This window comes from Pseudomonas sp. 13B_2.1_Bac1 (assembly GCF_025466155.1).
GTDB lineage: Bacteria > Pseudomonadota > Gammaproteobacteria > Pseudomonadales > Pseudomonadaceae > Aquipseudomonas > Aquipseudomonas aylmerensis.
Window position 1 is genome coordinate 42,277 of sequence record NZ_JANLOH010000096.1, and the last position, 14,482, is coordinate 56,758.

The following is a 14,482-nucleotide window of genomic DNA, read 5'->3' on the forward strand; positions in this document are numbered from 1 at the left end:
CGTGACCCCATGGTCGTAATTGCAGCAATTGACCGGACAAAGGCTTCCCATGAGTGAAGATGCACAAGATGTCGTACTGATCGTCGAGGACGACGAATCCATTATGTTTGTGCTGGGTGAGTACCTGGCAGGCCTGGGCTATCGGGTGTTGAAGGCAATTGATGGGGAGCAGGCGTTCCAGATCCTGGCGACCAAGCCGCACCTGGACCTGATGGTCACCGACTACCGCCTGCCGGGCGGGATTTCCGGCGTGCAGATCGCTGAACCAGCGGTCAAGCTGCGCCCAGAATTGAAAGTCATCTTTATCAGCGGCTACCCGCAGGAAATCCTCGACTGCAACAGCCCGATCACGCGCAATGCACCGATCCTGGCCAAGCCGTTCGATCTGGATACGTTGCAGGAGCATATCCAGCGCTTGCTGGCCTGATGGCGGGGCGGCGTCGAACGTCCGACGCCGCTGCTTTTCATAGGTTCAAGGTATCAGTTGTTTCACATTGGCATTGAGCGTGCGCTGGATGTGAGGTGCCTTAGCTCACCATAAATGCCGGCGGTATATCCCCTTTGACATAAAATACCTCTAACTCCTGCCCGTTCAATTTTTCAACGGCTTGCAGAAGGGTTGCTTTAGTGATTTTTTTATCCCTGACCAATCTTTCCCCATCTTTAAGAACGATATCGACCACCGTCCTGAATGCGTCCGGGTCTTGGGTGGTGTCGACCGTAAAGACGGGCACCTTCTTAGTGGGTGTTGAGTATTGAGTAGCGAAACTATTGGCTTTGGCCTTGCTCGCGCTGAATGACATGACTTCACCGCCACTGCCTGATGTTCTCGCCGTATGTTGGATAATCGCAGCCAGATAGTCGTCGCCTGAAGAGTCCGTTCCCGCTGCACGCCTGAGGCCGGTCGCGAGAGTATCCCCGGTCGCTGTATGCCCCCGATATATTTGGGTTGGGACGGCAAAGTCAAATTTCTTCAATGCCTCAAGGGTTCGGACACTCGCCTTGGTCCCGGGCGTGGCAAGGCGTTCATTGAGTAAACGAACCATGAACTTTTCAGCACTTATTTCGCTGTCGGGGCGGATGGCGAGTGGTGCGTCATACAGCTTTTTAACATCCGTACTCGGCACACTGTTTATTCGCTGCCACGCGTCAGTATGGTCGAAGACCTTGAACTCCAACTTCGTGGGGTCAGTGCTATGAGTCACGTAGCCTGGCTTCAGTTTCTTGTCGTGAGTCAGTTTCTCCAGGGCCTTTTCCATGTCCTGTGCATTGGAAAATTTCGCAAGCCCATGATTAGGGTCATAGAAGTAGAAGCTCTTTGCGGTGTCATCAACCCTGACGCCAGCCGCCATGGCGTGACCAGGAGAGTCGATCATGATTGACTTGGATACGCTGGCGTCGGCCAGCTCATTCACGATGCCTTGAACCGTCTCCTGACGCACCGTCTGTTGAGCATGAAAAGCACTTCGTGCGCCGACTTGGGTTTGGATCTTGCTGAGTTTGGCAGCAAATTCTCTGGAGGCCGGATCGGCCGGGTAGGCCGCTGCACTGAGCATGTTTTTGATCAATAACTGTTCTTTGCCTTCTGCCATGGCGTCCGCCATGACGCGTGATAGCGCGGCACATTGGCCATCGGACAATTGTCCGGTCTTGGAAAGGTAGATGACTTGAGGCATGGGTATTACGCTGCCAAGCCCTGGTTCTATGGCGTCGATAAAACGCGCTGAGCCAACTCGACCCATTTGGTAAGAGAGATCGTCGAACCGCTTGAGCAGCATCCCGACCTCTTTGGCGGTAAGGTTTTTATTGCCAGCCAAGGTGATGATATCTGCGGGCTCCATGGAATTGGAGAACCCTTTGATAGTGTGGGGGTTGCCTGATTGGTATCCGCTTTCAAACTGAGCTTTTTGCGGTCCGGTGCGATGGTCGTTAACGGTCTTTTTCCAGCTTTTGACAACGGCCTCATCGAGTGTCTTTCGGGGGCGGTCCGCAGTCGCCCATTTCCCGAGTTCTGCCGTTTGGGCCTGCAGCGAGGGCAAAAAGTCCTCCAGCGGTGGGCCATAAGGTTTTAGTGACAAGGGATCAAGTGCGTGCCACTTGTTATCTTTGAACGCTGCCGCACCCTCCATAACGTCGCCTTGATACTTGAAGGTACCCATCGACACGCTGTCCAGGCCGTTGGGCGCAGTGAGCAAACCGCGGCCAGAAATCTGTAGGGAATGAATACCGTCAGAGAGTGACGATGCTGCGGATTTCGCACCTTTCGTCAACAAGCGCGTCAGGTCCGCCACATCCGCGAAAAGATTGGCGTCTTTAAGCACGGCGCCACCGAATTTCTTGACGCCTGTCAGTAGCCCCATAGCCGTTTTTCTACTGGTTCTGTTAGCAATGCCGCTGCCTTTGGCGCCAGGATTATAAAGCGCTATCAGATCCAGCATTGCATCGCCGATGGCGTCGTCCCATTTACCCTCAATCGCGTTTTCGATAGCGGACTTGAACGGAATAATGACATTCAGAATGCTGTTGTTGAGTTGATTGTTTTCCCGGTATAGCTTCTCAAAATTTGTTTCACCGAAAGCATCCGCCTGGAAACTGACCTTGTCGCTAAAGAAATGCTCGCTGACGGTCTTGGCGATGACGTCGGTCTTAGTGGTGAAGAATGTCTTGAGGGGGGCAGTTGTCGAGTTCGGTTCGTCGGCACCGGAGGAACCTGACGTGAGCTGGATCCTGACAGGATCAATAATGACAGGGACTTTTGACGGTGGTAATCCACCGTGCCCGATCCCATATTTATCCAGATCGAACGGCAGCCGTGTAAATCCTTCGATATATTTATCCCCATCTACACCACGGGCGATACTGGGTGCACCGATAGGCAGTTCATCAGGCAGGTCGGTTTTTTTGCGAATAGTCTGGTCACTTACAGAGAACTCATAGTAGGTGACTTTCTCGTCACGCACCGTTTTAAACAATAGGCCACCGCGGCCAATATTTTTGTATTGTTTTTGACTGATATCATCGTCGCTATCCTCATGCAGTGGCCGACGCACGGAGTAAGCCGTTATTCCACCGAATTGAAAGTTTTTTCGGTCTTCTAGAGGAAGTCGGGAAATCTGACTTTTTATACGCGAGGTAAAGGCATTTTTTACCCCGTCGAAATAAGGGGTGAACGTTTCTTTGAATACTTCCTTGATATCAGGAAGCGCATCGAATTTAGGCTCGATTTTTTTTAGAAGCGCCTTGTCCGAATCAGACCTGAGCGTGTTGGTCTTGAGCCGACCCGACATGTACAGATCAATAATCGAATACGCTTTGCCACCTCTGTTTTGGCGGCCCAGCTTGATGAATTCTTTCTCCAGGGGAACGTCAGCGCCGAGTACTTTTTTGAGTTCGACTTCTGCCAAGGCTTTTCGGGTCGGCAGCGGTGAGGAGAACACCGCGAGGCGTGTACTCAGTTCCTTTATCTGTTGGTTGAATTTTCCCTGCGTGTGTTCAATTGCTGCGGGGTCGTAGATGTCATCGTCATTCTTGACTAGAAAACCATTGACGATACCCCAATCAACCATGGCGTTGCGCTGCGCGAGGGCGGCGTGCACCGCTTGGGGCTCGCTGGCCGCAGAGGTGTTGCCGAACTCGATCACCTGGTCAAATGTCATGGTCGCCGCAGTACCGGGCGCCTGTTGCTCAATGCGCGAAACGGCAGCACTGAACACAGCCCACTCGTTGGAACCGTACACCAGGTTCTCCGGCAACTGTTTGACCAGAAACTGCGGCGCGACCCGCAAGAGCAGCAAATACCCCCTCACGTCAGGGACATTGGCGTTTTCACGTTCCAGATGGTCGTTGACCGCCGCAATGATCGCCGAGGCGGGTTTGCCCCAATTGTCGGGATGGTTCAGGTCATAGCCTGCGATACGGTTGCGTTGTGTTTCGGGCGTGATGCCCAGTTGCAGTGCCACCGCTGTCATCAACCATTCATTGACACTGGTTGGGGTTGAAATGCCCTGCAGTTCGGCTTCCAGTTTCTGACCCAGTGCCTGCGCCTGTGGGTTTGCGATCAACTGTTCGAGTACCTTGCGAGGGGTTGCAGGGGCTTGCGTGTTGGCGACGGCGTGTGTGATCAAGGACTGAATGTGGGTATTAGCGGAGTCGTTGACGATAGCGCGCACGCGGTCTTGCTGGGGTTGAGTCAAGGGTACCGCTCGACCCAGCAGCCCCCCGAAATCACCCTGGGCAGGCGGAGCGGGCAATGGCATGGCAATTTTATGGGCCAAGCGCAGGGTCTCTTGCCAATTGGTGGGTAACGGCAGGCCCAGCACCTGGATGTACCGTTCGGCGCTCATGCTTTGCCCTTCGACAAGGTTGTTCTTGCGCGCAATATAAGAGTCTGGTGGCAGGGTTATCTGCAGCGATCTAAGCCGCCGTTCAGTGCCGTAGTATTGATGTTTCTGCAATTCACCTGTTTTAGTCAGACCCTCGATAAGGGCTTGCTGGGCAATGGCATCGGCCGCCGTCATCGACGTTTTTGGCGGCGGTGGTGGCAGCTGATTCTGGACACTTTGTTGGGCGAGAAGCGATCTTTGCCCGATGCTCCGAATAGCTCTTTGATTACGTTTCGGATCGATGTCCCGCTCCGCAGAAGCCTCTGCAAGAGGTGCATGGGGCGAGGGGGGCGTTGATGTTTGCGCGGCGTTCTGAAGATGCTGGCGGGGAAGAGTAACGCTATCGGGTGAAATCATGGAGGGCATTCTCTGAGAGGCAAATGAACATACCCCGGGTGTCGTCACTGCGCCCGCGGTATAACACTTGGTATTGCCATCAGCCTCTAGCGTTCCAACTCTACCCTTTGCCGAAAGTTTCTAAATGCGCTGGGCGCCGATACAAAGGTGATTCACCCGACGGCACTTTATTACTACAAGGAAAACTTCAGACATTGCAGGTCAATCAGCCAAATTCGTCGCCTTCAACGTAAATAGCCTGTCGGCGCACCCGGTCGAGCTCCAGCGTTTCGCCTGACCTGCGCCTCATTCACTGGCCTTTATGTGAATCATCTCCCGCACCTTCGCCGTCAACAAATCAAAGGTAAATGGCTTGGTGATCAACTGCATGCCCGGGTCCAGGAAGCCTCCCCGTACCGCCGCATGCTCGGCATATCCGGTAATAAACAAAACCTTCAATTCCGGGCGAATTTGCCGGCCGATTTCGGCCAGCTGGCGGCCATTCATGCCTGGCAGCCCCACATCGCTGATCATCAGGTCGATGCGCTGGCTGGATTCGATGATCGGCAGCGCATTGTCGGCATCGCCGGCTTCGACGAAGGCGTAGCCCAACTCGCTCAGCACCTGGCTCACCAGCACGCGCACAGCGGGGTCGTCCTCGACGATCAGCACGCACTCGCCGGCATTCGCGAACGGCAATAGAGCAGAGTCCAACGGCGTATCAGCCGTGACTTCACCGACAAAACGCGGGAGAAACAGGCTCACGGTGGTGCCTTTGCCGACCTCACTGTGGATGGTCACATGGCCATGAGATTGGCGTGCAAAACCGTAGATCATCGACAAGCCCAGGCCGGTGCCCTGGCCGATGGGTTTGGTCGTGAAGAACGGGTCGAATACCCGCCCCATGAGGCTTTCCGGAATCCCGCAGCCGGTGTCGCTGACGCTCAGTTCCACGTAGTCGCCGGGGTTCAAGGTGCCATACGCGGCGGTGAACACGCTGTCGAGGTGGCGGTTGCTGGTTTCGACGATCAGGCGGCCGCCGTCGGGCATGGCGTCGCGGGCATTCAAGACCAGGTTGAGCAGGGCGCTTTCCAGCTGATTGGGGTCGGCTTCGGCGGTCCACAGCCGGTCCTCCAGGCGCATGTCCAGGGCAATGCTCTCGTTGATGCTGCGTTGCAGCAGTTCGCCCATCGAAGTGACCAGCTCATTGATCTGCACCGGCTTGGAATCCAGCGACTGGCGCCGTGAAAATGCCAGCAGGCGGTGAGTCAGGCCGGCAGCGCGGTTGGCCGAGGTCACGCCCAGGTCAATCAGGCTGTCGAGGTCGTCCAACTTGCCGCGCGACACACGCCGCCGCAACAGCTCCAGGCTGCCGATAATGCCGGTGAGCATATTGTTGAAGTCGTGGGCGATACCGCCCGTCAACTGCCCGACCGCTTCCATTTTCTGCGATTGGCGCAACGCTTCTTCGTTGCTGCGCAACTGCGCCGTGCGCTCCTCGACTTGCTGCTCGAGGGTTTCCAGGGTGCGCTGCAGGTGCAGTTCGCTCTCGCTGAGGTCAATCAAGCGGTCACGCGCGTCGTATTGCCGGCGGCGACCGCGCAGGGCCGCGCTCACCAGGCTGATCAGGGTGATGGGGTGGAACGGCCGCTCAAGGAACGTGACATTGCCGAGCAGGCCACTCAGGTGCGAAGAACCATTCTGTTCGCTGCCGCCGTGGTGGGTCATCAGCACGATGGGCAGGTCCGACCAGGCTGGCTGCTGATGCAAATGCTCCAGCAACGGCTCCAGGTCCGCGCCCCGCAGCGCTTCGGCCGCAATGATCAGCAGGCCGGCACCTTGCTCCAGGGCCTCGCACAGCATCGGCAGGCTGCTGGCAACGATGCCGCTGTAGCCGGCCTCGTTGAGCATCATCAGCGCCAAAGTACCGTCACGGCCCATAGGCGCCAGGACGATGGCGCGCTCGGATACGGGTGAAATAGCCGTCACACGCCCTCATCCTTGAGCAGAGGCGAGCCCGCGCCCATGTAGGTTGGAATGCCACGCAACACGCCCTGGAAATTATCCAGCGGTTCGCCGACGGTCATGCCACGGCTGCTGATACGGTACTCGCGGATGGTCGACTCGTGGGAGCCGGTGCGTTTCTTGATGATCGAGATGGCACGGCGCACCTTGCCCAGCGCCTCGAAGTAACGCAGCAGAATCACGGTGTCCGCCAGGTAAGTGATGTCGACCGGTGCCTGCATGTCGCCGACCAGCCCGTGCTGCGCAACGGTCATGAACGTCGCCGCGCCCCGGCGGTTGAGGTACAGCAGCAACTCGTGCATATGCAGGATCAGCGCGTTCTCTTCCGGCATGGCCGCCTGGTAACCGTTGATGCTGTCGATGACCACGGTCTTGATCCCGCGCTCGTCGACACAGCGGCGTACCCGGTGCGAGAACTCGCCGGGGGACAGCTCGGCGGCGTCTACTTGCTCAATCAGCAGGTTGCCGGTGGCTTGCAGGGCGTCGAGGTCGATGCCCATGTTTTTCATGCGCTCGAACAGCAGGCCCAGTTCTTCATCGAAAATGAACAGCGCGGCTTTTTCGCCACGGGCCACGGCAGAGGCGGCAAAGATCATCGAGATCAGCGATTTGCCGGTACCGGCCGGGCCGAGGATCAGGCTGCTGGAGCCGGTCTCCACGCCGCCGCCCATCAACGCGTCGAGTTCTTGGATGCCGCTGCTCAAGGTCTGGCGCACGTAGCCACCGCGATGCTCGGCGGCCACCAGGCGCGGGAACACGTGAATGCCATCCTGCATGATGGTGAAGTCGTGAAAGCCGCCACGGTATTTCTGGCCGCGGTACTTCACCACGCGCACGCGTCGGCGTTCGGCGCCGTAATTGGGTGTCAGTTCTTCCAGGCGGATGACGCCGTGCGCCACGCTGTGCACGGTTTTGTCGAGGGATTCGGTGGTCAGGTCATCCAGCAGCAGTACGGTGGCGTCATAGCGCACGAAGTAGTGCTTGATCGCCAGGATCTGCCGGCGATAGCGCAGCGAGCTTTGTGCGAGCAGGCGGATTTCCGAAAGGCTGTCGATCACCACGCGGGTCGGCTTGACCCGTTCCACCACTTCGAAGATCTGCCGGGTGGCTTCGCCCAGTTCCAGGTCGGAGGAGTACAACAGGCTCTGCTGGTGCTCGGCATCCAGCAGGCTCTCCGGCGGGGTCAGTTCGAAGATATGGATATTCTCGTCCAGGTCCCACCCGTGGGACTTGGCGCCTTGGCGCAATTCGCGCTCGGTTTCGGACAGCGTGATGTACAGCGTTCGCTCACCTTCTTTCGCGCCGGCCTGCAGAAAGTGCAGGGCGACCGTGGTTTTACCGGTGCCAGGTTCGCCTTCCAGGAGAAACAGATGGCTGCGCGATAGCCCGCCGGAAAGAATGTCATCAAGACCTTCGATGCCGGTGGCTGCTTTTTCGGATAACAACGCTTTGGATGTAGACAAGAAGTGCCCTCAGGTCACATACGAGTAGAGGATGCGCGCCCTGGTGGACGCGCCATGTTCTCTTGACCGTAGCGCTTTGCGGCGGTTCAACCTGTTCCAGGAAAATACGGCCTGTGGTGTCTACAGACCCTGTTGCAGGGCCGGATCGTCGGGGTTTTGCTGTTCGAGCTGGGCCAGCAGCACCTGCACGTTCTGCAATTGGCCGCTTTCTTTCCAGTAGGTGACGAGCAGCACCCGCGCCTTGCGATTGGCCGGGTGGCGCTGGATGATTTCTTCCAACTGGCGCTGGGCCGCTTCCTGTTCCTGCTGGGCGTGCAGGGTGGTGGCCAGGTCGTAGCGGTAATCCTGATTGTCCGGCTCCAGCTCCACGGCCTTGGACAGCCCCAGCAGCGCATAGGGGCGCTCGCCGTGGTGCAGCAGCCACATGCCCAGCGCATGTTGCAGGTAAGCCGATTCAGGGTGCGCCGCCAGTTGCCGCGCGAGCAGTTGACGGGACTCGTCGGTCTTGCCTTGCTTGTCCAGCAGCTCGATCTGCGCGACCACCGCCTGCAAGTTGTCCGGCTGCAGGCGCATGGCCTGTTCCAGCGCATTTTGTGCATCGGGCAGCAGGGCGCTGTGGATGTACAGGCGCGCCAGTTGAATCCAGCCCTCAGCCGTTTCCGGCTGGGCCTTGAGCTTCTTCACGAATTCATCCAGCACCTGCTGCAAGGGCCCGAAATACAAGCCCAAGGTGTCGGGCGAGAGGCCGAGCAAGGCATTGGCGGCGGCAAAGCGCACGCCTTGTTCGGGGTCATCCAGGGCAGGGCCGAGCAACAGCGTGCGCTGGCCCGTGGGCACCAGGCCGACAATGCTATGGATAGCGGCTTCGCGTACCAGCGGCGAGTCGCTGGCGAGGTCTTTATCCGCCAGCTTCAAGGCCTGGGGGCTGGGGTAGTTGGGCAGTTCGGCATGCAATGCGGCGCGGCGCTCGGGCGACAGGTCCGGCCGGCCCAATTGCTGATAAAGCACGCGCGCCGCGCCCGGCTCGCCGTTATGCGCCTGTTTCAGCGCTTTGGCGTAACCATGGGCAATGGCGGGTGGCACGGCCACCGGTGTGGCGCGGGAGAAATACCAGGTGATCAGTACAATCAACAACAGGGCGCACAGGCCGACGATGGAGTAACGGCGTGACTTTGACATGCAGGCGTCCGAAAGCTTGGGCAGCTAGAGCAAAGCCATCAGCTTCGGCCAGACCAGGGCAGGTGTCAAACCCGCATCAGGTCAGCACGTATTCCACCGGCTCGAGCGGCGGCGGCAAGTCGGTTTCGCCGAGGGCCGCGAGAATCTCGCGCTCCAGGGTGCGCAGAATCGCGTTGCAGGGCAGGTCGTTTTCGTCGAAGCCGAAAGGGTCTTCGAGATCATCGCCGATCTCGTCCAGGCCAAAGAAGGTGTAGCTGACAATGGCGGTGAATACCGGCGTGAGCCAGCCCAGGGGCTCGGCCATGGCGAACGGCAACAGAATGCAGAACAGGTAGATGGTGCGGTGCAGCAGCAAGGTGTAGGGGAAGGGCAGCGGCGTGGCCTTGATCCGCTCGCACGAGGCCTGCACCTGGCTGAGGCTGACCAGCCGGGTCTCCAGTTGGGTGTAGCGCCATTCGCTGAGCACGCCCTGTTCGGTCAACACGGAAAACCGCGCGCCGACCTGCTGCAGCAGCTTGTCGGGGAGGTTGGGGTGGCGGGTGTCGACGTCGCTCCACGGCTTGATTGCCAGCGCTTCATCTTCATGCCGCAGGCGGGCGACCAGGCCGTGCGCAAAACCACCCAGCGCGCGCAGCAGGCCGGCGCGCTCGGCCGGGTCACTGAGCACCTGGGTCTCGCGGATCAGCGAGCGCACATCGATGATCATCTGTCCCAGTTGCTTGCGGCCTTCCCACCAGCGGTCATAGCAGGCGTTATTGCGAAAGCTCATGAAGATCGACAGCGACAGCCCCAGCAGCGTGAAAGGCGTGGCGTTGACCTTGGAGAAATACGCCGGGTGCAGAGTTTCCACCAGCACGATCACCGAGGCCAGCAACGTGACCAGCAGGCTGCGCAGGGCTATGCGCTTGGCTATCGAGCCTTTGAGGGAGAACAGGATACCCAGGAGGTTGGGTTTGGGACGCACAATCATCGACGGGACAGGGCTTCTTCGGGGACGCGGCTTCAGGTGGGTGTAGCCCCTCAGATTAGAAGCAAGCGCGACAGGCGTCCAATCGCTTGGACTGACTGGCCGATAAGCAGGATTGATGACTGGCCAAACCAGTCAAGCAGGTTGAAAGCTTTGACCATTGCTGCGCCAGCGCGCGGGAGCGACTATTTCCACGATTCGGTCCTTCTGGTTCAAGGAAACAATAATGCAGATTGAAAACAAGATCTTCCTGGTCAGCGGCGGCGCGTCAGGCCTGGGCGCGGCCACCGCAGAAATGCTGATTGCCGCCGGTGCCAAGGTGATGCTGGTGGATTTGAACGCCGACGCGGTGACCGCCAAGGCCAAGCAGTTGGGCGAGAACGCACGCAGCGCCGTGGCCGATATCAGCCAGGAAGCGGCGGCCGAAGCCGCCGTGCAAGCGACCGTTGCCGCCTTTGGCGGCCTGCATGGGCTGGTCAACTGCGCCGGTGTGGTGCGTGGCGAGAAAATCCTCGGCAAGAACGGCCCCCACGGGCTGGCCAGCTTTGCCCAGGTGATCAACGTCAACCTGATCGGCAGCTTCAACCTGCTGCGCCTGGCGGCAGCGGCCATCGCTGAAACCGAAGCGAATGCCGATGGCGAGCGCGGCGTGATCATCAACACCGCCTCGGTTGCCGCGTTTGATGGGCAGATCGGCCAGGCTGCCTATTCCGCCTCCAAAGGCGCGATCGCCAGCCTCACGTTGCCGGCCGCTCGCGAGCTGGCGCGCTTTGGTATCCGCGTGATGACCATCGCCCCGGGCATTTTCGAAACGCCGATGATGGCCGGCATGACCGCCGAAGTGCGCGACTCGCTGGCCGCAGGCGTGCCATTCCCGCCGCGCCTGGGCAAACCTGCGGAATACGCGGCCCTGGTCCGCCACATCATCGAAAACAGCATGCTCAATGGTGAGGTGATCCGTCTCGACGGCGCCTTGCGCATGGCCGCCAAGTAAGGAGAACTTCCATGACTGATCCCATCGTAATTGTCAGTGCCGTGCGCACCCCCATGGGCGGCTTCCAGGGCGACCTCAAGGGTCTGACCGCGCCGCAGCTGGGCTCTGCCGCGATCCGTGCCGCGGTCGAGCGTGCCGGTATCGCCACCGATGCTGTCGATGAAGTGCTGTTCGGCTGTGTGCTGCCTGCCGGCCTCGGCCAGGCCCCGGCGCGCCAGGCGGCCCTCGGCGCCGGACTGGACAAGTCGACGCGCTGCACCACCCTCAACAAGATGTGCGGTTCGGGCATGGAGGCGGCGATCCTGGCACATGATTCGCTGCTGGCCGGCAGCGTCGACGTGGTGATTGCCGGCGGCATGGAAAGCATGTCCAACGCCCCTTATCTGCTCGACCGCGCCCGCAGCGGCTACCGCATGGGCCACGGCCGCGTGCTCGACCATATGTTCCTCGACGGCCTCGAAGACGCCTACGACAAGGGCCGCCTGATGGGCACCTTTGCCGAAGACTGCGCCGCGCACAACGGCTTTACCCGTGAAGCCCAGGACGCCTTTGCCATCGCCTCGCTGACCCGTGCGCAAGAAGCGATCACCCATGGCAGCTTCGCCGCCGAGATCGTCCCGGTGCAGGTCACGGTCGGCAAGGAGCAGAAGACCGTCCAGCATGACGAACAGCCGCCCAAGGCCAAGCTGGACAAGATCGCCAGCCTGAAACCGGCGTTCCGCGAAGGCGGTACCGTGACGGCGGCCAACTCCAGCTCGATCTCCGACGGTGCGGCGGCCTTGTTGCTGATGCGCCAGTCCGAGGCGCTCAAGCGCGGGCTCAAGCCGCTGGCGGTGATCCATGGTCACGCGGCCTTTGCCGATGAGCCCGGGCTGTTTCCGGTGGCGCCGGTGGGCGCAATCCGCAAGCTGATGAGCAAGACCGGCTGGAACCTCGATGAGGTTGACCTGTTCGAGATCAACGAAGCCTTCGCGGTGGTCACCCTGGTGACGATGAGCAAGCTGGAAATCCCGCACGCCAAGGTCAACGTTCACGGCGGCGCCTGTGCCCTGGGCCACCCGATCGGTGCCTCCGGCGCGCGAATCCTGGTGACCCTGCTCGCGGCCCTGCGCCAGAAAGGCCTCAAGCGTGGCGTGGCCGCGATCTGTATCGGCGGCGGTGAAGCCACGGCCATGGCCGTTGAATGCCTGTATTAAGGAAACCCTATGCTGCCCAATGACGAACAACTGCAGATCAGCGACGCGGCCCGGCAATTTGCCCAGGAGCGGCTGAAACCGTTCGCAGCCGACTGGGACCGCGAGCACCGTTTTCCCAAGGAAGCGATCGGCGAAATGGCCGAACTGGGCTTTTTCGGCATGCTCGTGCCGGAACAGTGGGGCGGCTGCGACACCGGCTACCTGGCCTACGCCATGGCCCTGGAAGAAATCGCCGCCGGCGACGGGGCCTGCTCGACCATCATGAGCGTGCACAACTCGGTAGGCTGCGTGCCCATCCTCACGTTCGGCAACGATCAGCAGAAAGAGCAATTCCTCAAGCCGCTCGCCAGTGGCGCCATGCTCGGCGCGTTTGCGTTGACCGAGCCCCAGGCCGGTTCGGATGCCAGCAGCCTGAAGACCCGGGCGCGCCTGGACGGTGATCACTACGTGCTCAATGGCTGCAAGCAGTTCATCACCTCCGGGCAAAATGCCGGGGTGGTGATTGTGTTTGCGGTGACCGACCCGGCCGCCGGCAAGCGCGGCATCAGCGCGTTCATCGTGCCCACCGATTCGCCGGGCTACAGTGTGGCGCGGGTCGAAGACAAGCTCGGCCAGCACGCCTCGGACACCTGCCAGATCCTGTTCGAGGACGTGAAAGTGCCGGTGGCCAATCGCCTGGGCGCGGAGGGCGAAGGCTATCGAATCGCCCTGGCTAACCTCGAAGGCGGTCGCGTGGGTATCGCCTCGCAGTCGGTGGGCATGGCGCGCGCCGCCTTTGAAGCCGCCCGCGACTATGCCAGAGAACGCGAAAGCTTCGGCAAGCCACTCATCGAGCACCAGGCCGTGGCGTTTCGCCTGGCCGACATGGCCACGCAAATCGCCGTCGCCCGGCAGATGGTGCAGTACGCGGCGGCACTGCGTGATAGCGGCAAGCCGGCGCTGGTGGAAGCGTCCATGGCCAAGCTGTTCGCCTCGGAAATGGCTGAAAAAGTCTGTTCGGCCGCCTTGCAAACCCTGGGCGGTTACGGTTACCTGAGCGACTTCCCCCTGGAGCGGATCTACCGCGATGTGCGGGTCTGCCAGATCTACGAAGGCACCAGCGATATTCAACGCATGGTCATCTCACGCAATCTCTAAGGAGCCGATACATGAGTTACGAAACCATTTTGCTCGAAGTCCAGGGCCGCGTCGGGCTGATTACCCTCAATCGCCCGCAAGCCCTGAACGCCTTGAATGCGCAGTTGGTCAGCGAGCTGAACCAGGCGCTGGACGGCCTGGAAGCCGATCCACAGATCGGCTGCATCGTGCTGACCGGCTCGAAGAAAGCCTTTGCCGCCGGCGCCGACATTAAGGAAATGGCCGAGCTGACCTACCCGCAGATCTACCTGGACGACCTGTTCAGCGACAGCGACCGCGTGGCCAACCGCCGCAAGCCGATCATTGCCGCGGTCAACGGCTTCGCCCTCGGCGGGGGCTGTGAATTGGCGTTGATGTGCGACTTCATCCTCGCCGGTGACGGCGCCAAGTTCGGCCAGCCGGAAATCAACCTCGGCGTGTTGCCGGGCATGGGCGGCACCCAGCGCCTGACCCGCGCGGTGGGCAAGGCCAAGGCCATGGAAATGTGCCTGACCGGGCGCTTTATCGATGCAGTGGAAGCCGAGCGCTGCGGGATTGTCGCGCGCATAGTGCCAGCGGATGAATTGTTGGAAGAGGCCTTGAAGGTCGCCACATTGATCGCCGGAAAATCGGTTCCGATCAGCATGATGGTCAAGGAAAGCGTGAACCGCGCGTTTGAAGTGAGCCTGTCCGAAGGCGTGCGCTTTGAGCGCCGGGTGTTCCATGCCGCGTTCGCGACCCTGGATCAGAAGGAAGGCATGGCGGCGTTCGTGGCCAAGCGTGCGCCGGCGTTCAAGGACAAGTAAGCCCCCATCACTTACACC

At 60.0% G+C, this 14,482-nt stretch carries 10 protein-coding genes; 5 read left to right on the forward strand and 5 right to left on the reverse strand.

Annotated elements, in window-relative coordinates:
* The first annotated feature begins 49 nt into the window (after positions 1-49).
* A complete protein-coding gene (locus NTD80_RS24150) occupies positions 50-427 on the forward strand; it encodes a response regulator (protein WP_065905380.1) in 378 nt (125 codons plus the stop codon).
* 100 nt (positions 428-527) lie between these two features.
* Here the strand turns inward: NTD80_RS24150 and NTD80_RS24155 are convergent, their stop codons facing one another.
* The 5 genes from NTD80_RS24155 to NTD80_RS24175 form a co-directional block, all read right to left on the reverse strand.
* Positions 528-4,739 carry a YopT-type cysteine protease domain-containing protein gene (locus NTD80_RS24155; RefSeq protein WP_262135281.1) on the reverse strand — a complete coding sequence of 1,404 codons (4,212 nt, stop codon included), beginning with the start codon at positions 4,737-4,739 and terminating at the stop codon, positions 528-530.
* A 285-nt stretch (positions 4,740-5,024) separates the two neighbouring features.
* Positions 5,025-6,707 carry an ATP-binding protein gene (locus NTD80_RS24160; protein WP_262135282.1) on the reverse strand — a complete coding sequence of 561 codons (1,683 nt, stop codon included), beginning with the start codon at positions 6,705-6,707 and terminating at the stop codon, positions 5,025-5,027.
* The gene (locus NTD80_RS24165; protein WP_065905363.1) at positions 6,704-8,206 is read right to left on the reverse strand and encodes an ATPase domain-containing protein; all 1,503 of its coding nucleotides are present in this window, start codon (positions 8,204-8,206) and stop codon (positions 6,704-6,706) included. Before NTD80_RS24165 ends, NTD80_RS24160 begins: the two co-directional genes overlap by 4 nt.
* 120 nt (positions 8,207-8,326) lie before the next feature.
* Positions 8,327-9,385 (reverse strand): tetratricopeptide repeat protein, encoded by a 1,059-nt coding sequence (locus NTD80_RS24170; RefSeq protein ID WP_262135283.1) that lies wholly within the window; start codon positions 9,383-9,385, stop codon positions 8,327-8,329.
* A gap of 76 nt (positions 9,386-9,461) precedes the next feature.
* Positions 9,462-10,355: a bestrophin family protein gene (locus tag NTD80_RS24175; RefSeq protein ID WP_065905359.1), complete on the reverse strand. Its 894-nt coding sequence runs from the start codon at positions 10,353-10,355 to the stop codon at positions 9,462-9,464.
* Between the two features lie 223 nt (positions 10,356-10,578).
* On the opposite strand from NTD80_RS24175, the gene NTD80_RS24180 reads away from it, so the two are divergent.
* The 4 genes from NTD80_RS24180 to NTD80_RS24195 are packed head-to-tail and all read left to right on the forward strand — an operon-like array spanning position 10,579 to position 14,464.
* On the forward strand, positions 10,579-11,346 hold the full coding sequence (locus tag NTD80_RS24180; protein WP_120448635.1) for an SDR family NAD(P)-dependent oxidoreductase: 768 nt from the start codon (positions 10,579-10,581) through the stop codon (positions 11,344-11,346).
* 11 nt (positions 11,347-11,357) lie between these two features.
* A complete protein-coding gene (locus NTD80_RS24185) occupies positions 11,358-12,542 on the forward strand; it encodes an acetyl-CoA C-acyltransferase (RefSeq protein ID WP_262135284.1) in 1,185 nt (394 codons plus the stop codon).
* A 9-nt stretch (positions 12,543-12,551) separates the two neighbouring features.
* Positions 12,552-13,679, forward strand: a complete 1,128-nt coding sequence (locus tag NTD80_RS24190; RefSeq protein ID WP_065905356.1) for an acyl-CoA dehydrogenase — start codon at positions 12,552-12,554, stop codon at positions 13,677-13,679.
* 11 nt (positions 13,680-13,690) lie between these two features.
* Complete coding sequence (locus tag NTD80_RS24195; RefSeq protein ID WP_065905355.1) at positions 13,691-14,464, forward strand: enoyl-CoA hydratase; 774 nt, start codon at positions 13,691-13,693, stop codon at positions 14,462-14,464.
* The last annotated feature ends 18 nt before the right edge of the window (positions 14,465-14,482 follow it).

Coding starts and splice junctions, on each gene's coding strand:
- NTD80_RS24155 (WP_262135281.1), bottom strand. CDS start 4,739: ATGATTTCACCCGATAGCGTTACTCTTCCCCGCCAGCATCTTCAGAAC.
- NTD80_RS24150 (WP_065905380.1), top strand. CDS start 50: ATGAGTGAAGATGCACAAGATGTCGTACTGATCGTCGAGGACGACGAA.
- NTD80_RS24170 (WP_262135283.1), bottom strand. CDS start 9,385: ATGTCAAAGTCACGCCGTTACTCCATCGTCGGCCTGTGCGCCCTGTTG.
- NTD80_RS24175 (WP_065905359.1), bottom strand. CDS start 10,355: ATGATTGTGCGTCCCAAACCCAACCTCCTGGGTATCCTGTTCTCCCTC.
- NTD80_RS24185 (WP_262135284.1), top strand. CDS start 11,358: ATGACTGATCCCATCGTAATTGTCAGTGCCGTGCGCACCCCCATGGGC.
- NTD80_RS24180 (WP_120448635.1), top strand. CDS start 10,579: ATGCAGATTGAAAACAAGATCTTCCTGGTCAGCGGCGGCGCGTCAGGC.
- NTD80_RS24195 (WP_065905355.1), top strand. CDS start 13,691: ATGAGTTACGAAACCATTTTGCTCGAAGTCCAGGGCCGCGTCGGGCTG.
- NTD80_RS24190 (WP_065905356.1), top strand. CDS start 12,552: ATGCTGCCCAATGACGAACAACTGCAGATCAGCGACGCGGCCCGGCAA.